This window comes from Faecalibacterium sp. OF04-11AC (genome assembly GCF_003460645.1).
In the GTDB taxonomy this organism is placed as follows: Bacteria; Bacillota; Clostridia; order Oscillospirales; family Ruminococcaceae; genus Faecalibacterium; species Faecalibacterium prausnitzii_I.
In genome coordinates this window covers 59266-83239 of the sequence record NZ_QTVP01000005.1, presented here as the reverse complement: position 1 = coordinate 83239, position 23974 = coordinate 59266, and the positions used below count along the sequence as shown (strand labels likewise).

Here is a 23974-nt window from a genome sequence, read left to right as displayed (position 1 = left end):
GCATAACGCATGGCAGGTTCCATGAAGGACATCAAGCTGCGCATCAAAAGCGTAGAGAGTACCATGCAGATCACCAAGGCCATGGAGCTGGTGGCTTCCTCCAAAATGCGCCGTGCCAAGGAGCGGGTGGAGCACAGCCGCCCCTATTTTGAAACGCTGTACGCATCGCTGACCAAGATCGCGGCGGCAGACCCCCGGGCCCGCAATCCCTACCTGCGGCGGGATGAGATCAAACGCACCCTGCTGATCGTCATTGCAGGCGACCGCGGCCTGGCGGGCGGCTATAACGCCAACATCTTCAAGCAGGCGGATGCCCACGAGGGCCCGGTGACGGTGCTGCCCATCGGGAAACGGGCGGCGGAGCACTTTGCCCAGCATGGGGCAGAGCTGTTCACCCAGGAGGTACTGCTGGCCGCCGATATCTCGGTGGGCGAGTGCTTCCAGCTCTCCCGCAGCATCACCGAGGCTTTTTGAAAGGCGAGTACGACGCCGTAAAGATCTGCTACACCCGGTTTGACTCCATGATGACCCAGACCGCCACCACGCTGGAGGTGCTGCCGCTGTCCATTGAGCCGACGGAAGAGCAGAAAGCCGAGGCCCGCCGCAGCCAGATTTTGTACAAGCCCAGCAGCGAGGAAGTATTCCGCGCCATCATCCCTGAGTATGTGGCCGGCATCGTCTACGGTGCCGTGTGCGAGAGCGTGGCCAGTGAGCTGGCCGCCCGCCGCACCGCCATGGACGCCGCCACCAAGAACGCCGGGGAAATGATCGACCATCTGAATCTGTATTACAACCGTGCCCGTCAGGCTGCGATCACCCAAGAGATCACGGAGATCGTGGCAGGCGCGGAGAATTAAAAGAACGATTAAACCTCTCAGTCTCGCTGCCGCTCGACAGCTCCTCGATCAGGGGAGCCTTTGGCAAAAAGATTTCGTTTTTGAGAAACGAATTGAGTTTGCTGGAAGACGAAACGGAATGCCAAGGCCTCTCCTGTCAGGAGAGGTGTCATCCAGCGAAGCGCAGATGACGGAGAGGTTGAGTAAAGGAGTTGTAGCCTATGTCCGAAAAACACATCGGCAAGGTGATCCAGGTCATCGGCCCGGTGCTGGACATCCAGTTCCAGGATGGCCAGCTGCCGGACCTGCTCAACGCCATTGAGATCGACAACCACGGCGAAAAGCTGGTGGTGGAGGTGGCGCAGCTGATCGGCGATAACGTCGCCCGCTGCATCGCCATGAGCAGCACCGATGGCTTGGTGCGCGGCACCGAAGCGGTTGACACCGGCGAGTCCATCAAGGTCCCCGTCGGCGACCAGTGCCTGGGCCGCGTGTTCAACCTGCTGGGTGAGCCGGTGGACAACAAGCCCGCCCCCACCCCGGAAGCCTACTGGCCCATCCACCGTCCCGCTCCCAGTTACGAGGAGCAGCAGTCCACCACCGAAATTCTGGAGACCGGTATCAAGGTCGTTGACCTGATCTGCCCCTACGCCAAGGGTGGTAAGATCGGCCTGTTTGGCGGTGCCGGCGTCGGCAAGACCGTCCTGATCCAGGAGCTCATCTATAACATCGCTACCGAGCACAACGGCTACTCGGTGTTCACCGGCGTCGGTGAGCGCACCCGTGAGGGCAACGACCTCTACGGCGAAATGACCGAGAGCGGCGTCATCAACAAGACGGCGCTGGTCTATGGTCAGATGAACGAGCCCCCAGGAGCCCGTATGCGCGTGGCCCTGTCCGGCCTGACCATGGCGGAGTATTTCCGCGATGTCAAGAACCAGGACGTGCTGCTCTTCATCGACAACATCTTCCGCTTCACGCAGGCAGGCTCTGAGGTGTCGGCTCTGCTGGGCCGTATGCCCTCCGCCGTCGGCTACCAGCCCACGCTGGCCACCGAGATGGGCGCTCTGCAGGAGCGCATCACCTCCACCCGCAAGGGCTCCATCACCTCGGTGCAGGCCGTCTACGTTCCCGCCGACGACCTGACTGACCCAGCCCCTGCCACCACGTTCACCCATCTGGACGCAACGACCGTTCTGAGCCGTGACATCGCTTCCCAGGGCATCTACCCGGCTGTGGACCCGCTGGACTCCACCAGCCGCATCCTGAGCCCCGAAGTGGTGGGCCAGGAGCACTACGAGATCGCCCGTGCCGTGCAGAAAGTGCTGCAGCGCTATAAGGAGCTGCAGGACATCATTGCCATCATGGGTATGGACGAGTTGAGCGAGGACGACAAGCGCACTGTCAACCGCGCCCGCAAGGTGCAGCGCTTCCTGTCCCAGAGCTCCATGTGGCAGAGCAGTTCACGGGTATGCCCGGCCAGTATGTGCCTCTGAAAGAGACGCTGCGCGGCTTCCGCATGATCCTGAACGGCGAGTGCGATGACCTGCCCGAGAGCGCGTTCCTCTTCGCGGGCACCATCGACGACGTGTTCGCCAAGGCGAAGAAAGGGTAAACCATGACGACCTTTCATCTGACGGTGGTCACACCGGACGGCTGTGTCTTTGATGGACAGGCCGAGCGGGTGGTCTGCCGCGCCATTGACGGCGACCTGGCCATCCTGGCCAAGCACGGCGATTACTGCACCGCGCTGGGCATGGGTGAGGCCCATATCGTCAATGCCGAGGGACAGAGCCATCGGGCCGCCTGTATGGGCGGGATGCTCACCGTACTCGATGGCGAGGCCCGTCTGGTGGCAACCACCTGGGAGTGGGCAGAGGACATCGACCAGGCCCGTGCCGAGGCTTCCAAAAAGCGGGCGGAAGAAATTCTGGTCCGGAAGAACCTCGACCGCCGGGAGTACGAGCTGGCGCAGGCCCGCCTCAAGCGTGCCCTGGTGCGCACCTCCATCCACCCGTAACCCCAAAAAGCAAAGCGCCCTGTGTTTCCGGTGGGAAACGCAGGGCGCTTTTGTGTCACTCCTCCAGCCGCCTTTGGCGGCAGCCCCCTCACAGAGGGGGCCTTTTGGCCTCCCTCCAGGAGGGAGGTGGCATCGCGGCAGCGATGACGGAAGGAGTTTACATCATGTTTGCCTTTTCGATCAGGCTGCGGATGTGGTGGGCCAGCATCTCCACGGCGGTGCTGTTCTCGCCGCCGTTGGGCACGATGATGTCCGCGTTCCGCTTGCTGGGCTCCACAAAGGCCTCGTGCATGGGTTTGACCGTGGTGAGGTACTGGTGGATGACGCTGTCCAGCGAGCGGCCCCGCTCTTTGACGTCCCGCAGGATGCGGCGGAGGATGCGCTCATCGGCGTCGGTATCCACATAAATTTTGTAGTCGAACAGCTCGCACAGCTCCGGCTCCACAAAGGGCAGGATGCCCTCCACGATGAGGACGGGGGCGGGCTCGATGTGCTGTACCTTGTTGCTGCGGTTGAGGTCGGCGTAATCGTACACCGGGCAGTCGATGGCGCGGCCTGCTTTCAGCTCCTGCAGGTGGTAGATCAGCAGGGCGTTATCAAAGGCGTCCGGGTGGTCGTAGTTCAGTTTGCAGCGCTCCTCAAAAGGCAGCTCGTCGTGGCGCTTGTAATAGCTGTCGTGGGAGATGAGGCGGACTTCATCCTCCCCAAACCGCTCTTTCAGCCGCAGGGCCAGCGTGGTCTTGCCGCTGCCGGACCCGCCGGCAATGCCGATGATCAGATTCTTCATACTCCAAATATCCTCCTGCGCTCTGATTCCGGTGGAAAAAAGTGCCGAAATAAGGTATACTATCTATTAGTTGCTATGATACCACACTTCGGCTGTTTTTGACAGAGGCCATTTGCGCCTCGAAAGGAATTTTGATGAAAAAAATCGTATCGGCTCCCTATATCGACCAGACGGAACGCTGGGTGAACGGCTGCGAGAGCATCAGCTCGGTGATGCTGCTGCAGGCGATGGGCATTGCCATTGACCCGGACACGTTCATTGAGCGGGACCTGCCCCACGCGCCCTACTGGGATTATGATGGAAAGCTCTACGGCCCGGATCCCTATGAAGTCTACCCCGGCGACCCCCACGACCACACCGGCTATGGCTGCTATGCCCCCTGCATCGTCAAGGCACTGCAGAGCGCGCTGGATCACGAGGGGGCGGCGGACGCCTTTGAAGTAGTGGATGAGACGGGCAAGACGGCGGCTCAGCTCTGCGAGTACATTGACGCCGGGATGCCGGTGGTCTTCTGGGCCACGCTGGATTTCACTCCGGTGCCGGAGGAGCGGGACCACTGGCTGCTGGCCGACGGCACGGATTTTGCATGGAAATGCCACGAGCACTGCCTGCTGCTGGTGGGCTATGACGACGAGCACTACTGGTTCAATGACCCATGGCACAACCATGGTGTCTGCGCCCAGCCCAAGGCGCTGGTGGAGGATTGCCATGCGGCACAGGGAATGTTTGCAGTGACGCTGAAACGGAAATAAACCGGGAACGAAAGGAACGCTATGAAGCCAGAAGAGTTTAAACAGAATGTCAAAGACCGGGTCCGCGTTTTTGAGGATGGCGGCATCCGGCTGCTGAAAAAGGGTAAACGGGGCATCATCCGGGCCATTTTTGGCCGCACCGGACTGGTGCTGGCCCTCTTTTTTGTGCAAGTGCTGCTGCTGCTCAGCGTGTTCCGGTGGTTCACCGCGCTGGTGCCCCATCTGTTGGGCGGCAGCATCGCGTTCACGGCCGTTATGGTCATCTACCTGCTCAACAGCGATATGGACAACAGCGCCAAGATCACCTGGCTGGTGGTCATTGCGCTGGTGCCGGTCCTGGGCGTGGTGCTGTTCTGGTGGACCAAAGGCGAAGTCGGCCACCGGATGCTCAAGCGCCGCCTCAAGCAGCTGGAACAGGATACCCGGGAGCAGCTGCCCCAGGATGCCCAAACGCTGGAACGGCTGAAAGCACAGGAGTCGGGTGCGGCCTCGCTGGCCTACTACCTGCGGGGGAAAGGCGGCGGCTTCCCGGTGTATGAGAACACGGCTGTGACCTATTTCCCCAGCGGCGAGGCCAAGTTCGCGGAGCTGCTGCGCCAGCTGGAAAAAGCGAAACAGTATATTTTCCTGGAGTATTTCATCATTGACGAGGGGCTCATGTGGGGCCGGGTGCTGGAAGTGCTGGCCCGTAAGGCCGCTGAGGGTGTCCATGTGCGGGTGATGTACGACGGCACCTGTGAGTTCACCACCCTGCCCCGGGACTACCCCAAGCGGCTGGAGCGGCTGGGCATCACCTGCAAAGTTTTCTCGCCGCTGATGCCCTTTGTCTCGACCCATTATAATTACCGAGACCACCGAAAAGTGCTGGTCATTGACGGCAAAGTGGGCTTTACGGGCGGCGTGAATCTGGCCGACGAGTACATCAACCATGTGGAGAAGTTTGGCCGCTGGAAAGATGCCGCTGTCATGCTGGAGGGCGAGGCGGTCCGCTCTCTGACGGCCATCTTTTTGCAGATGTGGGATATCGCCCGGGAGCCGGAGTTTGAAGCTTACCTCAAGCAGCCCATCCCGGCCCCGGCGGGGGCCAAGGGCTTTGCGGCCCCTTACGGCGATTGCCCGCTGGACGGGGAACGGGTGGGCGAGCTGGTTTATATCGACCTGCTCAACCGGGCCCGGAAGTACATCCACATCATGACACCCTACCTGATTCTGGACGGGGAGCTGGAAACGGCCCTCAAGTTCGCGGCGGAGCGGGGCGTGGATGTCCACCTCATCCTGCCGGGCAAGCCGGACAAGCGCATTCCGTACGCGCTGGCCAAGACCCACTATGCGGCCCTCATCCGCTCGGGCGTCAAAATTTCGGAGTGGGTGCCGGGCTTTGTTCACGCCAAGGTCTTTGTGGTGGATGACCGTGAGGCCGTGGTGGGCACCATCAATCTGGATTACCGCAGCCTCTACCACCACTTTGAGGATGCGGTCTGGATGGTGGACGCCCCCTGCATCCCGGCCATTGAAGACGACTTCCAGCGGACACTGACCCAGTGCCGCACGGTGGAAGCCACCAAACAGAGCATCTGGCAGGGGCAGACCCTGCTCCGCCTCACCGGGCGGCTGGTTAAGGCCATTGCGCCCTTACTGTAAGCATACGCAAAAATCCCCCGGAATTTCCGGGGGATTTTTGCTGTGTGCTTACTGATATTTTTTATCCATGGAGAAGCCGCGGCCCCGTACCTCTGTGACCTGGCTGACGATGAGGAAGCAGTCCGGGTCGATGGCGTGGACCAGCTTTTCCAGGCGGGGAAGCTCCCGGCTGGAGATGACGCTCAGCAGCACGGCACTGGGGTCGTGGGTGTAGCCGCCCGCACCATTCAGGATGGTGACACCGCGGTCCAGCTGGTGCAGGATGGCGGCACAGAGCTCGTCCGCCTTGGTGCTGATCAGCTTGACCTCGGTACGGCTCTCACCCCAGAGCAGGACTTTGTCCATGACCATGACCTGAATGATGATGGCCACGATGCCGTACAGCAGCTGCGGCACCGGGCTGAACGGGATCTGGATGAGGATGACGGCAATGTCAAAGATGAGCATGGTGGCGGACACGGGCCAGCGGAACCATTTTTGCAGCACCAGCGGCGGGATGTCCATGCCGCCCGTGGAGGCCCCCGCCCGGATGACGATGCCCATAAAAGCCCCGACACCGATGGCGGCAAAGACCGTGTTCAGGAAAAGGTCGTCTGTGAGCACACGGCCATGGAGCATCGTCTCGGCAAGGCCCAGAAAGATGGGGCTCAGGATGCTGCTGGCCAGGGTGTTGAGGGCAAAGGCCCGGCCCAGTACCACCCAGCCCCAGACCAGCATGACTAAGTTGAATGCCAGCAGGAAACCGGAGACCGAAAGCCCGGTCAGGCGGCCAAAGGCCAGCGCCACGCCGGTGGCACCCCCGGCCACAAGGCCCGCGGGCTCCAGAAAAAGGGCTACCGTCAGGGAGTACCCCGCGTTGCCCAAAACAACAGCGGCGGCACTGAGCAGCCGCCGCCCGTGATTTGAATGATTCATCTGCAAAACCTCCACCTCTATGATACCGGAAAACGACAAAAAAATCCACGCCCCGGCAGGGAAGAACGCCCCGCCCGGTGTGGATTTTTGCTCATGGTGCAGGTGAATGGCTTACACGGCTTCGGTCTCGTCCTCGTCCAGCAGCCGCAGGCCTGCCGTGTCGGTGACCGGCAGGGAGAAGACGATAGCGCCCGCCTTGGGGTCAGCCCCGGCCATGATCGCTTTCATGATCTGATTCTTCTCGGAACTGCGGGCCACAATGAAGACCATTTCCTTCTCGTTGACGAGGTCCACGCCCAGGAAACGGGCGGCACCCTCCATGCCGGTGCCTTTGGCGTGGAGCACAGTGCCGCCGCCGGCACCCTCGGCACGGGCGGCATCCATGATGGAGCCGGTGTAGCCCTGATTGGCAATGACGAGCAGCAGCTCATAGTGGGTGTCTTTCAAGGTGCTTTCCTCCATTCGCGTAAAGGTCTGGTGTTCGGTCAGGAACTGCAGGGCACGCTTGCCGCCCATGCTGCTGACCGGGATGATGAACGCGATGCCGGTGCCCGGCACGTCGATCCGCATCTGGCGGCGGAGCGCCTTTTGGATCTTGGGCCAGGTGTCGGCGGTGATGATGGCAAACAGAACGGCTTTTTCGCTCTTTTCCAGGCCGAGGGTGGCCAGCATTTCCTGCACGGCCGTGCCGGCACCCACGGTGCGGAGGCTGACACGGACACCGTAGCTCTCGTACAGGGCCAGGAACGCGTCCGTGGAGCGGCGGTCGGTGATGGTGACCAGCCAGTAAAGGGGATTTGTCACAGCTTAAACCTCCTTACAGCTCAATGATGGCGTCATCCGGCAGCTCGGCATAGGCAGCGGCCAGCGCAAAGGCGGGCTGCGCCTTGCGGGCTTTGCGGGTCTTGAGCTCTGCAATGAGGCCCATGAGCTGGACGGTGATGAGGGGCGTCATGGCGACCATGGCCACCACGCCAAAGGCATCGGTGACGATGTTGCCGCCCACAGCCACGCAGGCGCCCTGTGCCAGCGGCAGCAGGAACGTGGCCGTCATGGGGCCGGAGGCCACACCGCCCGCGTCAAACGCAATGGCGGTGAAGAGCTTGGGCACGATCAACGAGATGGCAATGGCGAACGTGTACCCCGGGATGAGGAACCACAGGATGGAAACCCCCGTGAGCACCCGCACCATGGCAAGCCCCACCGAGAGGGAGACGCCTGCCGAAAGAGCCATGCCCATGGCCTGGGCGGAGATGGCACCATCGGTGACCTCCTCCACCTGCTTGTTCAGCACATAGACGGCGGGCTCGGCCTTGACGATGAAGTAACCGATGAGCATTCCGATGGGAATGAGCACCCAGCGGAAGCTCTGGCCTGCCAGCACCTGCCCCAGATAATTACCGGCTGGCATAAAACCGACGTTTGCGCCGGTGAGGAATAACACGAGGCCCATATAAGTGTACGCAAGGCCGACGGCAATGCGGCCAATGGTGCGTTTGTCCAGCTTGAGGGCCACGAGCTGGAAGCCCCCGAACATCAGGATGATGGGGAGCAGCGAGGTGGCGATCTCTTTGAAGTAGGTGGGCAGGCCCTCCCGGAAGAGCTGCCACAGCTCCACGGAATCGTTCACCTCAGGGAGGATGGGCGGGATGTAGGTGCTGTCGCTGGCCTGGAACGCGATGCCCAGAATGAGCACAGCCAGGATGGGGCCGACAGAGCAGAGGGCGACCAGACCGAAGCTGTCGTCCGCCGCGTGGCGGTCGGAACGGATGGCGGCCACGCCGACGCCCAGCGCCATAATGAATGGAACTGTCATGGGGCCGGTGGTCACGCCGCCGGAATCAAAAGCGACCGCCAGAAACTCTTTGGGGACGAACGCGGCCAGAATGAAGATGATGCTGTAGAACAGCACAAGGAGCCGCGGCAGCGGGATGCCGAAGAGCATCCGCAAAAACGCCATGACGAGGAACAGGCCTACGCCTGCCGCCACCGAAAGGATCAGGGTCATGTTGGGGATGGAGGGCACCTGATTGGCCAGCACCTGCAAGTCCGGCTCCGAGATGGTGATGAGGAAGCCCAGCAGGAAGCCGACCCCGATGATGAGGGGCAGGCTCCGGGTCTTGGTGAGCATGGTGCCCATCCGCTCGCCCATGGGGCTCATGCTCATCTCCGCGCCCAGCGTAAAGAACATGATGCCCACAATGATCATGGCGGCGCCCAGCAGAAAGCAGAGCAGGATGCTGGGGGAGATGGGGGCAATGGTAAAGCAGAGCACCAGCACAATGGCCACAATGGGCAGCACCGCCTGTAACGCTTCCAGCAGTTTTTCCCGCAGTTTGGGGAGTGATGCTTTGAGAATGTTGTCCACCGACCTTTCCGCGCGGTCCCCGGCGTCGAAATGGCCGGAAACTGCGTACAAACTGGAATATTTGCAAGAGGATTTATAAATAGTATACTAAAGGCGGCGTGGCCGGGTCAACAAAAAAGCGGCTAAGAATGGCAAAGACGCAGAAAGTTTACAAAAAGAGCCTGCCACGGAACTCCACGGCAGACTCGTGAAATTTTATCGGGTTCAGACGCCCTGCTTGGTCAGCACGTCCGAGGTGGGAGTGCTGAAAACCGGGATGTCCGCATAGGGGTCCGGGGCGGGATCTTTGGGCAGGGACTTCATATAGCTGTCCATGGACTCGGCCACCTTTTTGGCGATGGCCACGGCCTCGACGACGGTGCGGGCACCCATCACGGCGTCGCCGCCGGCAAACACGCCCTCGCGGGTAGTGCTGCCATCCTCATTGACGGTGAGCAGGCCGCGCTGGTTGGTCTGGATGCCGGTGGTGCTCTGCACCAGCTCGTTCTCCGCACCCTGGCTCACCGAGACGATGACGCCGGTGTGGGGATAGAACATCTCGCTGCCCTCCACCTGGGTGAACTTGCCGTCCTCGCCCTTGACGGTGTCGCGGCAGATGATGCCGTTTTCCCGGATCTCCACCGGAGCCTTGCAGAAGCGGAAGCCCACGCCCTCGAGCCTGGCGTACCGCACTTCGTGCTCGGAGGCGCTGATGCAGTCCTCGTCCCGGCGGGCGTAGCAGGTAACGTGGCGGGCACCGTTGCGGATGGCGGTGCGGGCGCAGTCCATGGCGGAATTGCCCACGCCGATGACGGCAATGTCGTCCCCCAGGCGGAACGCCTTGGAGTTGGCCAGGTAGTCGATGCCAAAGGCCACGTTGCCCAGCGTCTCGCCTTTGATGTGCATGGCGTTGGCTTTCCACAGGCCGGCACCGATGAAGACGCTCTTGTAGCCGTCGCGGAAGAGGTCGTCGATGGTGATGGTGCGGCCGATGGCGGTGTTGGTGCGCACCTTGATGTCTTTCAGCTCCAGGTGGCGGTATGCAAAATCGTCCAGCACGCTGTCCGGCAGGCGGTAATTGGGGATGCCGTACCGCATGACGCCGCCGATCTTATCCCGGGCATCAAAAATGGTGATGTCATAGCCCCAGCGTGCCAGCAGCACCGCAATGGTCAGGCCCGCCGGGCCCGCGCCGATGATGGCGGCTTTCATCCCGTTCCGGGGGGTGGGGCCGGCCGTCATCTTGTTGGCATAGGTGGTGGAGATATAATCCTCGATGATGGAAAAGTGCACGGGGTCGTGGCTGGGCATCCGGTTGCGGATGCAGTGGCCCTCGCACTGGTTCTCGTGGTTGCAGACCAGGCTGCAGACGGTGGTCAGGGGGTTGTTTTCAAACAGCATCCGGCCGGCGTCGTCCAGCTGGTTGTTTTTCAGCAGCCGGATCACCTCGGGGATATTGGTGTGGATGGGGCAGCCCTGCTGACACATCGGCTTTTTGCAGCCGAGGCAGCGGTTGGCTTCGTCCAGAACGTGAAGCGCCATGAAGTTCCTCCTCTTCCGTGGGTGGCAGGATACACTTTGTTGTATCCAAGAATCTTGCTCCTTTATGATACACCGGATACGAAGAAAGATACAATAGCATAATTGCCGAAAAATTACGAATAAATTTTGCTATATCGTCAAAAAGATAATTTTTTGACGAAGTGCGCCGCCCATGGGCCGCGGTTTTGCACGGCAGAACGCCGCAAAATCGCTGGCGGTGAGCTGGGCCTGTACCATCCGGGCGCAGGCGGCATTTTCCTCCTGTAAGCGCATCAGGGAGTGGGAGGCGGGGAGGGCGGCCTGTTTCAGCTGGCCCAGCAGCTCCCGGCGGGCCCCCAGCAGATGGAGATAGGGCGGCAGGGCGGGGAATGCTTCTTCGGTGTAACCAAGGGCGGCGTCCATGGCCAGCCGCCGCATCCGGGCGCGGGGGTAGCGGATCGTGGTCAGGGTGTTCAGCAGCTCGTCCAGTGTGGAGCTGGCCCGGACGGCTTTTTCCAGCCGATGTTCCAACCCCTCGGAAACACCCCGGACATTGGCGAATGGCGTCTCACCGGTGCAGCGGGCGCGGAGCAGGGCCAGCTCGCACCGCCCGGCGGCGGAAAAATCCGTGGAACTGCCCGCGGCGGCAGCTTCCTGATACAGCGGGAAGACCGCTTCCGGGACGTAGGGCCGCAGGGCTTCCACGCCCTGCTGAGTCCAGAGCGCCCGCAGGGCACTGGCGCTGGCAAACTGCACGTTGCCGTTGAGGGCTTCGCCGTGGTTGGCACCCTGCCGGGGCAGGGGGATGGGCGTGAGCGGGACATCCAGCTCCAGAATTGCCTTGCAGTATTCCACGGCCAGATTGTTGTTGGGCTGGTCCAGCAAAGCGGCAAGCGCGGAGCCGGGACGGAGGGTTTCCACAGCGGCCTGCCGGGCGGCGGCAAAGCTCCGGGCCCCGGCGGCCAGCTGCGCCTTGAGGGCGGCGCGGTATTCCTCACTGGCAAGCACCCGGGCGGCGTCCATCAGGAGCGCGGTGTCCGGAGTCTCGGCCCCAAAAACAAGGGCGTCGCACCCGGCAGCGGCCAGAAGCCGAACACCCGCCCGGGCAAAGGCCTCCGCCCCGGCGCAGGCGCAGGGGGCAGGCAGGGCAAAGATAAAATCAGCCCCGCAGCGCAGGGCGGCCTGCACCCGGACGGCCTCGGGCAGGAGGGGGACAGCGCCCCGCTGGGTCAGGCTGCAGCTCATGGCCACGGCCACCTGCCGCGCGCCCAGCGCCCTGGCCTGGGCCAGCTGCCAGGCGTGGCCGTTGTGGAATGGGTCATATTCGGCAATGATACCAGCAAACTTCATGTGAAGACCTCGAAACATTGTGAAAAATCTGTCAGACTGACAGAGAAAATGGCCTGCCCTGCCAGGATTCTGGGCAGGATGTACAAAAAAGGCTGCGTACTTGGGGGAACGCTTGCCACGGTTGCGGATTGAAAAGCGGCTGAACCTATTATATAATAATTTCAGGAATCTGTAAAATTCTGCCCTCTTGTGCGGGCAGACGAAAAAATATTGGAGGCTACAGAAGATGAAAGTTCTGGTTATTAACTGCGGTTCTTCTTCCCTGAAGTATCAGCTCATCGATATGGACGGCGAGAAAGTGCTCTGCAAGGGCCTGTGCGAGCGCATTGGCATGGAGAGCAGCATGATCACCCACGAGGCCAACGGCAAAAAGGCTACCACCCCGGCGATCTTCCCCACCCACACCGAGGCTTTTGCTGAGGTCGTGAAGAAGATGACCACCGGCGAGGGCAAGTGCATCGACGATGTGAGCGAGATCAACGCCATCGGCCACCGTGTTGTCCACGGCGGTGAGAAGTTCAAGGAGAGCTGCCTGATCACCGACGAGGTCATCAAGACCATCCGTGAGCTGAGCCCCCTGGCCCCCCTGCACAACCCCGCAGGCATCCTGGGCATTGAGGCTGCCCGCAAGGTCTTTGGCCCGGACATCCCCATGGTCGCTGTCTTCGACACCGCTTTCCACAGCACCATGCCCCCGAAAGCCTATATGTACGCCATCCCCTACGAGTACTATGAGAAGTACGGCGTCCGCCGCTATGGCTTCCACGGCACCAGCCACAAGTACGTTGCTTATAAGGCTGCCGAGTATCTGGAGGAGCCCATTGAGCGCCTGAAGCTCATCACCTGCCACCTGGGCAATGGTTCTTCCATTGCCGCGGTTGACCAGGGCAAGGTCATTGATACCTCCATGGGCATGACCCCGCTGGCTGGCCTGATGATGGGTACCCGCTGCGGCGATATCGACCCCTCTGTGGTCAACTACCTGAAGTACAACCTGAACATCACTGGCCACCAGCTGGACGAGATCCTGAACAAGAAGTCCGGTCTGCTGGGCGTCTCCGGTGTTTCCAGCGACAAGCGTGATATCGAAGAGGCAGCTGCTGCCGGCAACAAGCGCGCGCAGCTGGCTTCCGATATGCTGAACTACCAGATCAAGAAGCTGGTCGGCGGCTACATCGCAGCCATGGGCGGCGTGGATGCCATCGTCTTCACCGGTGGTATCGGCGAGCATGACGCCATTGCCCGTGCGAAGGTCTGCCACCACATGGATTGGCTGGGCATTCGCATCGATACCGACAAGAACAAGCATCCCGTTGGCGATGTCTGCGACATCACTGCCTGGGGCGCCAAGGTCCGCACCCTGGTCATTGCTACCGACGAGGAGCTGATGATCGCCCGCGACACCAAGGAAGTCATCGAGAAGTAATTTTGCCGCATTCGCGGTACAAAGGGCTGTGTCCTCGCGGAGGGCACAGCCCTTTTGGTGTTTTTGGCGGGGCAAAGTCTGTCTTATTGTGCCGATTGCACAAAAAAGAGGGCGGAGGTTTGTTTTTTGGTTGACAAACAAAAAAAAGAACGGTACAATAGGAGAGTCCTCAGCTAGAGGGCATTTTACTCATTCAAGCCCCTGGTAAGCTTACGATCAGCGCGATGGTCCCGAAAAACCAAAGGTATGGTTACAATCCTTCCGTGGGCAAGAACTAAACAAAGAGGAGATACTACTATGTTCGAAGACAAGACTTTAGTTTGCAAAGACTGCGGCAAGGAGTTTGTTTGGACTGCTGGTGAGCAGGAGTTCTACGCATCTCGCGGCTTTGAGAACCAGCCCCAGCGCTGCAAGCCCTGCCGTGACGCCCGTAAGAATGGCGTCCGTGGCGGCAACAACGGCGGTGAGCGCCAGATGTTCGACGCTGTCTGCGCAGCTTGCGGCAAGGCTTGCAAGGTTCCTTTCCAGCCCCGTGAGGACCGTCCGGTCTACTGCTCTGACTGCTTCGCTCGCATGAAGCAGAACTAAGCGCTGATTTTTTAATCTGAAGCTTGTAAGCCCCTCCTGCTGTATGGCCGGAGGGGCTTTTTTGCATTGCCTCTTGCAATATCACATTACTTTAGGGTATATTATAAAAAGAGCGCCCGGGTTCGGGCGCGGCACCCCATAAACAGAAAGGAATTTCAATCATGTTTGATATTTTCAATATGCTCAAGAAAGACGAGAACACCGCCGCTCCCAAGCAGGTGACCCGTGAAACCATCATCGGCGATATCCTGGATATGGACCAGACCACCGCTCCTTACTTTATGGAGATCGGTATGCACTGCCTGGGCTGCCCTGCTTCCCGCGGCGAGAGCATCGAGGAGGCCTGCGAGGTCCACGGCGTGGACTGCGACGAGCTGCTGGAGAAGCTGAATGCACATCTGGCTTCCAAGAAGGCCTGAGTTGCTGCCCACACTGGATGAGCGCCTGACCGCCGCTGCCGCGCTGGTGCGGGAGGGAGAGCCTGTGGCCGACATTGGCTGTGACCACGGCAAACTGACCGCCGTGCTGGCTGCCTCGGGGAAGTACCCCAAGGTGATCGGGGCCGACCTGCGCCCCGGCCCGCTGGCAAAGGCAAAGCAGACGCTGGAACATGCCCATTGTGAAGACCGCGCTGAGCTGAGGCTCGGCGACGGTCTTTCTGTGTTGTCGGCAGGGGAAGTGGGCACCATCGTGCTGGCAGGCGTCTCGGCCCAGACCACCTGGGAGATCATCGAAAAAGCGCCCTGGGTGTCCCAGCCGGGCGGGCCGCGCCTGGTCATGGTACCGGCCACCCGCCACAGTGAGCTGCGCCGCTGGCTGTGGGAGCATGGCTTTGCCCTGGTGGCCGACCGCCCCGTGCAGGCGGCAGGCCGCTGGTATGCCGTGATGGCCGCCGAGTATACGGGCGAGACACGTACCCCCACGTTTACGGAATGCCTGTTTGGCGGAACAGGGGAGTGGCCGGAGGGGGCCGGTTATGCGGCCTGGCAGAAAGCCAAGCTTCCCCGCTTCCGGCTGGGCGTGCCCGACGGCACCCCGCTGGCGGAGGAGATCGACCAAATTTTACGGGAGGATTGAGGAATGGCAACCGTCCAGAAGATCTATGAAGAGATGCAGCGGATGGCTCCGCTGGAGCTGGCCGAAAGCTGGGATAACCCCGGCCTGCTGGTGGACTGCGGCGGGGAGGTCTCCCGGGTGCTGGTGGCACTGGATGTCACGGCCGAAACGCTGGCGGAGGCCGAACAGAACGGCTGCCAGCTCATCGTCACCCACCACCCGGTCATCTTCCACCCGCTGAAAAAACTGAGCCCGGCCGACCTGCCGTTCCAGCTGGTGCAGAAAGGCATCTCCGCCATCTGTATGCACACCAACCTGGATGCCGCCGAGGGCGGTGTCAATGAAGTGCTGGCAGGCATCTTTGGAATGAAAAACTGGGAGCCTTTCGCCGGCGGCTGCGGCCGGGTGGGCGAGGTGGAACCCATCACTGTCCCGGAGCTGGCCCGCAAAGCACAGGTGGAGCTGGGTGCCCGGTGCAACACGCCGCTGGACGGCCCGGAAGTGCCGGTCAAATATGCGGACACGGGCAAGCCCGTGCGGCGGCTGGCTGTCATCAGCGGGGCTGGCGGCGGCCTGTTTGAAGAGGCGTTGGCCATGGAGGCCGACTGCCTGCTGACCGGCGAGGCCGACCACCACGACGCGCTGGACGCCAAGCGGCTGGGGCTGTCCATCGTGGCCACCAGCCACTATGCCACCGAGTTCCCGGTGGCGGCAGCGGTGGCCCAAAAGCTCCGCGCCGCGTTCCCGGCTGTGGAAGTGCTGGTCAGCACAGCCAACCGCGACCCGTTTACTTATTTATAATAAAGAAAACCTCTCAGTCTCGCTACCGCTCGCCAGCTGCTCCCCTTTCGGCACTTGCGTGCCACCTCGCCCCGGCGGGGAGTCTTTCCTATCAGGGGAGCCCTTGGCAAAGAGATTTCGTTTTCGCTGGGAAACGGATCGGACTGCCAAAGCCTCTCCTGTCAGGAGAGGCGTCATCGAGCGAAGCGAAGATGACGGAGAGGTTGAGCGAGGTACCACTATGGCTTTGGATGCCGCGACACTGGCCCTGACAGCCCGGGAGCTGAAAGCTGCCCTGACCGAGGCCAAGATCGCAAAAATATTTGAACCGACCCGCGATGAGCTGGTCCTGACCCTGCGCACCCGCACCGAGACGTACAGCCTGTTGCTGTCGGCCCGGAGCGGCTCGGCCCGGGTCTGCCTGACCGAGGAGAGCTTCGAGAACCCCGAGACGCCCCCCTCGTTCTGTATGCTGATGCGCAAGCACCTGACGGGCGGCAAGCTGCTGGACGTCCGGATGGAGCCGGGCGACCGCATCGTCTACTTTGAATTCCAGTGCACCAATGAGATGGGAGACCTGGTGCGGAATATCCTCTGTGCGGAGCTGATGGGCCGCTACTCCAACCTGGTGCTGGTGCAGAATGGCAAAATCATCGACGCCCTCAAGCGGGTGGATTTTGAGGACAGCGATGTCCGGCAACTGCTGCCGGGCCTGCCTTATACCACGCCCCCGAAACCTGCCCGCCCGGATTTCCTCTCGGTGAGCTCGGCTTCCATCGTGGCGGCGGCTTGCCAGCGGGATCTGCCGGTAGCAGACGCCCTGAACAAGACCGTGGCGGGTGTGGGCCCGGTGGTCTGCCGGGAGGCGGCCTGGCGCGCCTTTGACGGCGAGCACCTGCCCGCCAACGAGCTGACGGAACCCCAGAAGCTCCGGCTGATGGCCGCTATTGACGAGCTGAAAGAGCTCCATGAAAAAGGCGGATGTCCCTGCAGCGTCACCGCCCCGGACGGCAAGCCGGTGGAGTACACGTTCTTCCGGCCCCGGCAGTACGGCGAGGGGTACGCGATCAAAGAATGGCCCTCGTTCAACGCCATGTTGGAGGCTACTACGCCGAGAAGGACCGTGCCGAACGGCTCCGCACCAAGAGCAAGGAGCTGCACAAGGCCGTGCACAACATGTACGAGCGCGCGGTCCGCAAGCAGGCGGCCCGGCAGGAAGAGCTGGCCGCCAGCGGCAAGAGTGAAAAGCTCCGCCTGTACGGCGAGCTGCTCTCCGCCAACTTGTATCTGGCCCAAAAGGGGATGAAGAACATCACTGTGCCCAACTGGTACGATGAGGGCAAGGAAGTTACCATCCCGCTGGACCTGCGGTTCAGCCCCAGCCAGAACGCCCAGAACTTCTTCAAGAATTATAAAAAGAAGCAGACGGCGGCCCGGATGCTGGTGGACCTGCTGGCGGAGGGCGAAAAAGAGATCGCCTATCTGGAAACCGTCCTCTACGAGGTGGAGACGGCCTCCGGTGAGGCGGCACTGAATGAGATTCGTGCCGAGCTCAAGAGCCAGGGCTACCTGAAATACTACAAGCAGCGGGATAAGCGCCAGAAGCCTGCGGACTTCCTCCGCTTTACCTCCAGCGACGGCTTTGAAATTCTGGTGGGCCGCAACAACGCCCAGAACGATAAGCTCACCCTCCACACCGCCCGGGGCAAGGACCTGTGGTTCCATGTGCAGAAAGCGCCCGGCAGTCATGTGGTGGTCATGAGCCGGGGCGAGGACATCCCGGACTCCACCAAGCAGGAGGCGGCAGAGCTGGCCGTGCTTTATTCCAGCGCGTTCAAGGCGGGCACGGGCGCAAAAGTGGCTGTGGACACCACCGAGGTGAAGAATATCTGGAAAGCCAACGGCGCCAAGCCCGGCATGGTGCTGTATGAGGTGTATACCACCGTGTATGTCACCCCGCGGGAAGACTTGGCCGAGCAACTCAAACAGAAAAAATGATTTGAAAAAGCTGTGCAGCGTTGGAGTCTGCACAGCTTTTTTCAAATTTTGCAAACACTTTGCGCTTCTCATTCGTCTACCAGGCAGAAAGGAGGGGAGAGGCCCATGTGGGAGCTGCTTTACGAGGAGTTCTGGGACAAGCTGGAGCATTTCTGCTACAAACTCTGCCGGGACGACGGCAGGGCGGAAGATTTAACGCAGGAAGTGTTCCTGCGGGCACTGCAGAATCAGGCACTCATGGAGAGTTTTGCCCCCGGGCAGTGCAAGGCCTGGCTGTTTGCCGCGGCCCGCAACCTCTACTGTGACCAGGTGCGCCGGGCCGTGAAAGAAGAAAGCCTGCTGGCACTGCTGGACCCCGACGATGCCGAAACGCCGGACGAGACGGCGGAGGCCGCGCTGGGGACCGTGGACCTGGATTCCCTGCTGGGAACACTCGACCCGCTGGACAGGATGCTGTTTACCCTGCGGTACGAAGAGGGATACAACGCCAGCGAGCTGGGCCGAAAATTTGAACTCCCGCCTGGAACCGTCCGCACCCGATTGGGGAAAGTACGCCATCTGCTCAAACAAAAACTGCTGGAGGAATGAACGATGAAGAAACTGAATGTGAAAGCCGTTGTGATCGACCTGCGCCATGTTTCGGAGGAAACGCTGGCAAGCTACGAGCATATTCAAATACATGCCGCACTGGCCATGACCAGCCCCAGGACGGAAGCGCTGCTGGCAAAGTATCCGGTGGAGCTGGATGCGACCAGCGTCCAGTGCTATGACGACGATGCCAAGGTGAATATGGTCAATGGCAAGACAGAGCTGACCGCTTCCCACAAGCCGGAGGGAAAAAGCGTCCTGATCGTCAACGGAAAGGCGAACATTGCAGCCGACGCGGGGGACACCCTGCGGGCTTACGGGAAGATCATCGTCAACGGGAAAGTCCTTTGCCCGGCCGGACTGGCGGGCCTTGTGACCGAGAAGTGCACCATCAACGGCAAACTGGCGGTCTACCCGGATGAGGCGGTGGTGCTGAAAGGCACGGTCAAGCTGGACCGCAGCTTCCTGCTCCGGGCACAGGCACGGCTCTACTGGACGGAAAAGCAGTTCGTGGCGGTAGACCCCAAACTGGACGTGGCCGCCCTGGCTGCCAAGGGCGTCCGCTTTGCGGCCCCCAAAGCCATCCTGCTGGAGCAGTTTACTGAGACGCTGGCCCCGCTCTTTACGGAAAACACGGAACTCATCGTTCTGCCGGAGGGAACGGCTGTGGTGGACGATGATTTTGAGCTGACCCCCAAAACGTTCCGCCGCTATGGCTCCAAAATCTACGTCATGGGGGATGTGAACATCTCCGATGATGCCGCTGAGGTGCTGGGGCAGGTGGAATACCTGCACGCCAGCGGGGATGTGAGCCTGTCGGCTGCGCTGGAAGACGTGTTTTACGCCATCCCGGATGTAGAGTATGAAGACCTGCAGCTGCTGACCGGCCATGTGGTACGGAACAAGCCCCTGCTGAACATCAAGCCGGAGCTGCTGGAGCTGGACCCCGCAGGTGTTACCTGCGCCAACTGCGCGGTGGTCACGCTGGACAAGACGCTGACGCCGGAAGAGATCGTGGCGAAGCTGCGCCTGAACTGCTGCGCCATCGTGCGGTGCACCGCAGCACAGGAAGCCGCAGCAGCGGCTGTGGCGGTCAACGTGGCACAGATCAAAGTAACGGATGCTGTGAAAGAAGAGAAAGACCCGGACACCCTTTACCGGACGGGCGTAGAATTGACCCTGTAAGGCATCTGCCTTTGAACGATCCTCCCAGATCATAGGAATGCACGGCCCTTACAGGGGAGTGCACGGAAAGCTGTTCCCCGCTGCCCTCAGCGGAGGACGGCTTTTTTATATAGAAAAGTATAAAACAGGCCGGACAGAGCCATCCTAAAGGCTGAACGGGTTTTCCACTGAAAAAGAGCGGCGGGGATTGTGCATTCTGCACAGAAAATGTGTCCAAACATCGTGCGGAGAAAATAAAAAAGAAAATTCGTGTTTTTTTGAAAAAACACTTGCCAATTGCACGCAGATGTGATAAAATATCTCTCGGCTGCAAAGGGCTTGTGCGATACAAGTCGTGCAGGCCAGCGATATGCGTAGATGCGGGAGGTTGTCATCCGGCAATAGTCGTGATGGGTTATTTCCGCGGAGTATGTCCGATCTTAGAACCGGGCGAAAAAATTACTGACAGCGATGGAATACGTTCCCCGGCAGGAAAGTTACTCTCCTGCGAAACGGCGGAACCAATGTTCGGATTTGATTTGCTATAGATGTTTCCGGGAGAACTGCCAAGCGGTTCACCGGTTTTTCTAGTGCCAAGTCGAGGAACACCCGGAACTGTGTAGAGCAATTTATCGGCTCGCCTAGGGCAAAATCAATTTTTTCAGGAGGCGTAAGCAATGGCAGTCAAAGAGAAAATCAGAATCCGTCTGCAGAGCTATGATGCTCAGCTGATCGATGCCGCAGCAGAGAAGATCGTGGAGACCGCAAAGCACACTGGTGCCCGCGTGTCCGGCCCCATCCCCCTGCCCACCGACCGTGAGATCGTCACCGTTCTGCGCGCTACCCACAAGTACAAGGATAGCCGCGAGCAGTTCGAGAGCCGCACTCATAAGCGTCTGATCGACATTCTGAAGCCGTCCAACAAGACGGTTGAGGCTCTGATGAGCCTCCAGCTCCCCGCTGGCGTGGACATCGAGATCAAACTGTAAAATCTGATCCATCGATGCCCTCGTTTCCCGAGGGGTCATGTTGGCGGTGACGTGCGCCGCCAACCAATAACCTTTACAGGAGGAAAAGAAAATGGTTAAAGGCATTATCGGCAAGAAAGTCGGTATGACTCAGCTGTTCGACGAGAACGGCAAGGTCGTTCCCGTGACCGTCATCGAGGCTGGTCCCTGCACTGTCGTGCAGAAGAAGACCGTCGAGAGCGATGGCTACCAGGCTGTTCAGCTGGGCTTCGGCGAGGTTTCCGCCAAGAAGGTCAACAAGGCAGCTGCAGGCCACTTCAAGAAGGCAAATGTTGCCCCCAAGAAGACCCTGCGTGAGTTCCGTCTGGAGGATGTCTCCGCAATGAACGTTGGCGACGTGCTGAAGGCTGATGTCTTCGCGGCAGGCGACAAGGTTGATGTTGTGGGCGTCTCCAAGGGCAAAGGCTACCAGGGCGTTATCAAGCGCTACGGTCAGCACCGTCTGCGTGAGAGCCACGGCACCGGTCCTGTTGCTCGTCATGCAGGTTCTAACGGTTCCACTTCTACCCCTGCTCGCGTGTTCCCCGGCAAGCGCCTGCCCGGCCACATGGGCTTTGTGCGCGTCACCGTGCAGAACCTGACTGTTGTCAAGGTTGACACCGAGAACAATCTGATCGCTGTCAAGGGTGCGGTCCCCGGTACCAAGGGCACCATCGTCACCCTGGCTAACAGCGTGAAGGCGTAAGGAGGAAAGCTACAATGGCAAAGTTTAATGTAGTCGATATGAACGGTCAGCATGTTAGCGAGATCGAGCTTTCCGACGCCGTGTTCGGTATCACCCCGAACGAGAAGGCTGTCCACATTGCTGTGGTGAACTTCCTGGCCAACCAGCGTCAGGGCACCCAGAATACCAAGATCCGCATGGAAGTTTCCGGCGGCGGCAAGAAGCCCTGGCGTCAGAAGGGCACCGGCCACGCTCGTCAGGGTTCCATCCGTGCACCGCAGTGGACTCACGGCGGCGTTGCTCTGGGCCCCAAGCCCCGCAGCTACAACTACCACATCAACAACAAGGTCAAGCGCCTGGCTCTGCTGAGCGTCCTGTCCGACAAGGCTGCCAACGGCAACATGGTGGTTGTTGATAAGTTTGCTTGCGACGAGTACAAGACCAAGACCGTGGTTGCAATGCTGAACGCTGTTGGCGCCGGCAAGAAGAACCTGCTGGTCAATGAGACTGTCGATGCAAAGTTCGTCAAGAGCGCTGGCAACATTGCCGGTGTGAAGACCACCTTTGCTGGCAGCGTGAACACCTACGATGTGCTGAACGCCGACAAGCTGATCATCAGCGTTGACGCAGCTAAGAAGCTCGAGGAGGTGCTTGGCTAATGAAAACCGCACATGATATCATCCTGAAGCCGGTCATTACCGAGAACTCCATGGCTGGCATCGCCGACAAGAAGTACACCTTCAAGGTCGCTACCGACGCTACCAAGGTCGAGATCGCTCAGGCTGTCGAGACCCTGTTCCCCGGCGCTAAGGTCGCAAAGGTCAACACCATTTCCGTGCGTGGCCGCTTCCGCCGCCAGGGCATGCATGCTGGTTACACTGCCGCTTCCAAGAAGGCAATCGTGACCCTGACCAAGGACTCCAAGGAAATCGAGTTCTTCAACAGCATGGTCTAAGCTGAACCCGCCGAGGGTTCCTCTATGGGGATATGACCCCGATAATAATTCATAAGATAACAAAGGAGAATAGCACAATGGCTATCAAAAAGTATGGCCCCACTACCCCGGGCCGCCGCGGCATGACCGTCACGGACTACAGCGTCCTGTCTAAGGTCGCTCCCGAGCGCAGCCTGCTGGAGCCCATGAAGAAGCACAGCGGCCGCAATAACACCGGCCGCATCACCGTCCGCCACCAGGGCGGCGGCAACCGCACCAAGTATCGTGTCATCGACTTCAAGCGTCAGAAGACCGATATGCCCGCTACCGTCAAGACCCTGGAGTACGATCCGAACCGCAGCGCATTCATCGCTCTGGTCGAGTACACCGATGGCGTCAAGAGCTACATCATTGCTCCCGATGGCCTGAAGGTCGGCGACGTGGTTCTGAGCAGCAAGACTGCCGACATCAAGCCCGGCAACTGCCTGCCCTTTGAGAACATCCCCGTCGGTACCATCATCCACAACATCGAGCTGTATCCCGGCCGCGGCGCTCAGCTGGTTCGTTCCGCTGGCAACATGGCTCAGCTGATGGCTAAAGAGAACGGTTACGCACTGGTTCGTCTGCCCTCCGGTGAGATGCGCAACGTGCCCGTCAACTGCACCGCAGTCGTCGGCCAGGTTTCCAACATCGACCACGAGAACGTCAACCTGGGCAAGGCTGGCCGTAAGCGCCACATGGGTGTCCGTCCCGGCAGCCGTGGTACCGTTATGAACCCCTGCGACCACCCCCACGGCGGTGGCGAGGGCCGCGCACCTGTTGGCCACTCCGGTCCTATGACTCCCTGGGGCAAGCCCGCTCTGGGTCTCAAGACTCGCAAGCATCATAAGCGCTCCGATAAGCTGATCGTGAAGCGTGCAGGTAAGTAAGAGAGGAGTTTAAGACAATGGGTAGAAGCATTAAAAAAGGACCTTTCGTCCAGGCTGCTCTTATGAAGCACGTTGAAGCGATGAACGCTTCCGGCAAGAAGCAGGTCATCAAGACCTGGAGCCGTGCCTCCACGATCTTCCCCGAATTCGTTGGTCACACCTTTGCCGTCCACGACGGCCGCAAGCATGTGCCTGTGTATGTGACTGAGGACATGGTTGGCCACAAGCTGGGTGAGTTCGTTCCCACCCGTACCTTTAAGGGCCACACCGGTAATTCTAAGTAATAGAGGGAGGAACACAACATGGAAGCTCGGGCAATTCTTCGTTATGCCCGCATTAGTCCCCGTAAGGTGTCTATCGTTATGGACCTGATCCGTAACAAGCCCCTGGACGAAGCGCTGGCAATCCTGCAGTACACCCCGAAGGCAGCTTGTGAGCCCCTTCTGAAGCTGGTGAAGTCTGCAGCCGCAAATGCGGAAAACAACTTCAATATGGACAAGAACAACCTCTACGTCGCCGAGTGCTACGTCTGCCCCGGCCCGACGCTGAAGCGCATGATGCCTCGTGCACAGGGCCGCGGCTACCGCATCCTGAAGCGCACCAGCCACATGACCGTTGTTCTGAAAGAGAAAGAGTAAGGAGGGAAAACA

26 protein-coding genes and 2 pseudogenes are annotated in these 23974 nt (G+C 60.2%); 22 read left to right on the top strand and 6 right to left on the bottom strand.

The features are described from left to right. Positions 1-9 precede the first annotated feature (9 nt). The 4 genes and pseudogenes from DXA70_RS15275 to atpC all read left to right on the top strand — a co-directional run bounded on the left by DXA70_RS15275 (position 10) and on the right by atpC (position 2856). Positions 10-474, top strand: a complete 465-nt coding sequence (locus DXA70_RS15275; protein ID WP_347553480.1) for a FoF1 ATP synthase subunit gamma — start codon at positions 10-12, stop codon at positions 472-474. Further along, positions 471-857 carry a FoF1 ATP synthase subunit gamma gene (locus DXA70_RS15270; RefSeq protein ID WP_347553479.1) on the top strand — a complete coding sequence of 129 codons (387 nt, stop codon included), beginning with the start codon at positions 471-473 and terminating at the stop codon, positions 855-857. The genes DXA70_RS15275 and DXA70_RS15270 overlap by 4 nt, the downstream gene beginning before the upstream one ends. 200 nt (positions 858-1057) lie before the next feature. Then, positions 1058-2451 (top strand): annotated as a pseudogene (atpD, locus tag DXA70_RS04020) (F0F1 ATP synthase subunit beta). A 3-nt stretch (positions 2452-2454) separates the two neighbouring features. Beyond that, the gene (atpC, locus tag DXA70_RS04015; RefSeq protein ID WP_022257415.1) at positions 2455-2856 is read left to right on the top strand and encodes an ATP synthase F1 subunit epsilon; all 402 of its coding nucleotides are present in this window, start codon (positions 2455-2457) and stop codon (positions 2854-2856) included. Positions 2857-3013: 157 nt separating this feature from the next. On the opposite strand, the gene udk is transcribed toward atpC, so the two are convergent. Further along, entirely contained in the window at positions 3014-3643 is a 630-nt protein-coding gene (gene udk, locus DXA70_RS04010; protein ID WP_128117679.1) for a uridine kinase, read from the bottom strand. Positions 3644-3777: 134 nt separating this feature from the next. Here udk and DXA70_RS04005 point away from each other — a divergent pair, with 134 nt between their 5' ends. After that, positions 3778-4395 carry a C39 family peptidase gene (locus tag DXA70_RS04005; RefSeq protein WP_128117678.1) on the top strand — a complete coding sequence of 206 codons (618 nt, stop codon included), beginning with the start codon at positions 3778-3780 and terminating at the stop codon, positions 4393-4395. A 21-nt stretch (positions 4396-4416) separates the two neighbouring features. Then, positions 4417-6036, top strand: coding sequence for a phospholipase D-like domain-containing protein (locus tag DXA70_RS04000; RefSeq protein ID WP_128117677.1), 1620 nt, complete (start codon positions 4417-4419; stop codon positions 6034-6036). Positions 6037-6084: 48 nt separating this feature from the next. On the opposite strand, the gene DXA70_RS03995 is transcribed toward DXA70_RS04000, so the two are convergent. The 5 genes from DXA70_RS03995 to DXA70_RS03975 form a co-directional block, all read right to left on the bottom strand. Beyond that, positions 6085-6951, bottom strand: a complete 867-nt coding sequence (locus DXA70_RS03995) for a YitT family protein (protein WP_128117676.1) — start codon at positions 6949-6951, stop codon at positions 6085-6087. Positions 6952-7062: 111 nt separating this feature from the next. Further along, complete coding sequence (locus DXA70_RS03990; protein WP_022257420.1) at positions 7063-7755, bottom strand: hypothetical protein; 693 nt, start codon at positions 7753-7755, stop codon at positions 7063-7065. Positions 7756-7768: 13 nt separating this feature from the next. Continuing rightward, positions 7769-9319 (bottom strand): DUF1538 domain-containing protein, encoded by a 1551-nt coding sequence (locus DXA70_RS03985; RefSeq protein ID WP_128117700.1) that lies wholly within the window; start codon positions 9317-9319, stop codon positions 7769-7771. A gap of 204 nt (positions 9320-9523) precedes the next feature. Beyond that, the gene (locus DXA70_RS03980) at positions 9524-10840 is read right to left on the bottom strand and encodes an NAD(P)-dependent oxidoreductase (protein WP_128117675.1); all 1317 of its coding nucleotides are present in this window, start codon (positions 10838-10840) and stop codon (positions 9524-9526) included. A 129-nt stretch (positions 10841-10969) separates the two neighbouring features. Beyond that, positions 10970-12169, bottom strand: coding sequence for a nucleotidyltransferase family protein (locus DXA70_RS03975; RefSeq protein ID WP_128117674.1), 1200 nt, complete (start codon positions 12167-12169; stop codon positions 10970-10972). 226 nt (positions 12170-12395) lie between these two features. Between DXA70_RS03975 and DXA70_RS03970 the strand changes: the two genes are divergently transcribed. From DXA70_RS03970 to rplV, 16 genes and pseudogenes are all read left to right on the top strand, one after another. Next, the gene (locus DXA70_RS03970; RefSeq protein ID WP_112115475.1) at positions 12396-13595 is read left to right on the top strand and encodes an acetate kinase; all 1200 of its coding nucleotides are present in this window, start codon (positions 12396-12398) and stop codon (positions 13593-13595) included. A 297-nt stretch (positions 13596-13892) separates the two neighbouring features. Next, the gene (locus DXA70_RS03965; protein ID WP_055190671.1) at positions 13893-14183 is read left to right on the top strand and encodes a zinc-ribbon domain containing protein; all 291 of its coding nucleotides are present in this window, start codon (positions 13893-13895) and stop codon (positions 14181-14183) included. A gap of 161 nt (positions 14184-14344) precedes the next feature. Then, positions 14345-14602 (top strand): DUF1858 domain-containing protein, encoded by a 258-nt coding sequence (locus tag DXA70_RS03960; protein WP_022256461.1) that lies wholly within the window; start codon positions 14345-14347, stop codon positions 14600-14602. Position 14603: 1 nt separating this feature from the next. Continuing rightward, the gene (locus DXA70_RS03955) at positions 14604-15260 is read left to right on the top strand and encodes a class I SAM-dependent methyltransferase (protein ID WP_128117673.1); all 657 of its coding nucleotides are present in this window, start codon (positions 14604-14606) and stop codon (positions 15258-15260) included. Positions 15261-15263: 3 nt separating this feature from the next. Next, complete coding sequence (locus DXA70_RS03950) at positions 15264-16040, top strand: Nif3-like dinuclear metal center hexameric protein (RefSeq protein WP_128117672.1); 777 nt, start codon at positions 15264-15266, stop codon at positions 16038-16040. Beyond that, positions 15928-17061, top strand: a pseudogene (locus DXA70_RS14100) (NFACT family protein); the annotation flags it as partial. The gene DXA70_RS03950 and the pseudogene DXA70_RS14100, both read left to right, overlap by 113 nt. Continuing rightward, the gene (locus tag DXA70_RS14095) at positions 17001-18017 is read left to right on the top strand and encodes an NFACT family protein (RefSeq protein WP_347553478.1); all 1017 of its coding nucleotides are present in this window, start codon (positions 17001-17003) and stop codon (positions 18015-18017) included. The pseudogene DXA70_RS14100 and the gene DXA70_RS14095, both read left to right, overlap by 61 nt. Before the next feature lie 105 nt (positions 18018-18122). Next, positions 18123-18605 carry an RNA polymerase sigma factor gene (locus tag DXA70_RS03940; protein ID WP_128117671.1) on the top strand — a complete coding sequence of 161 codons (483 nt, stop codon included), beginning with the start codon at positions 18123-18125 and terminating at the stop codon, positions 18603-18605. 3 nt (positions 18606-18608) lie between these two features. Beyond that, the gene (locus tag DXA70_RS03935) at positions 18609-19790 is read left to right on the top strand and encodes a hypothetical protein (protein ID WP_128117670.1); all 1182 of its coding nucleotides are present in this window, start codon (positions 18609-18611) and stop codon (positions 19788-19790) included. 656 nt (positions 19791-20446) lie between these two features. Next, positions 20447-20758, top strand: a complete 312-nt coding sequence (gene rpsJ / locus DXA70_RS03930) for a 30S ribosomal protein S10 (RefSeq protein WP_005934923.1) — start codon at positions 20447-20449, stop codon at positions 20756-20758. 91 nt (positions 20759-20849) lie between these two features. After that, entirely contained in the window at positions 20850-21482 is a 633-nt protein-coding gene (gene rplC / locus DXA70_RS03925; RefSeq protein ID WP_112115469.1) for a 50S ribosomal protein L3, read from the top strand. A 14-nt stretch (positions 21483-21496) separates the two neighbouring features. Then, positions 21497-22120 (top strand): 50S ribosomal protein L4, encoded by a 624-nt coding sequence (rplD, locus tag DXA70_RS03920; protein WP_005938033.1) that lies wholly within the window; start codon positions 21497-21499, stop codon positions 22118-22120. Then, complete coding sequence (rplW, locus tag DXA70_RS03915; protein WP_005934919.1) at positions 22120-22416, top strand: 50S ribosomal protein L23; 297 nt, start codon at positions 22120-22122, stop codon at positions 22414-22416. The genes rplD and rplW overlap by 1 nt, the downstream gene beginning before the upstream one ends. A gap of 77 nt (positions 22417-22493) precedes the next feature. Then, a complete protein-coding gene (gene rplB / locus DXA70_RS03910) occupies positions 22494-23324 on the top strand; it encodes a 50S ribosomal protein L2 (protein WP_128117669.1) in 831 nt (276 codons plus the stop codon). Between the two features lie 17 nt (positions 23325-23341). Further along, positions 23342-23608, top strand: a complete 267-nt coding sequence (gene rpsS / locus DXA70_RS03905) for a 30S ribosomal protein S19 (protein ID WP_005921883.1) — start codon at positions 23342-23344, stop codon at positions 23606-23608. Between the two features lie 18 nt (positions 23609-23626). Then, positions 23627-23962: a 50S ribosomal protein L22 gene (gene rplV, locus DXA70_RS03900; protein WP_005921882.1), complete on the top strand. Its 336-nt coding sequence runs from the start codon at positions 23627-23629 to the stop codon at positions 23960-23962. The last annotated feature ends 12 nt before the right edge of the window (positions 23963-23974 follow it).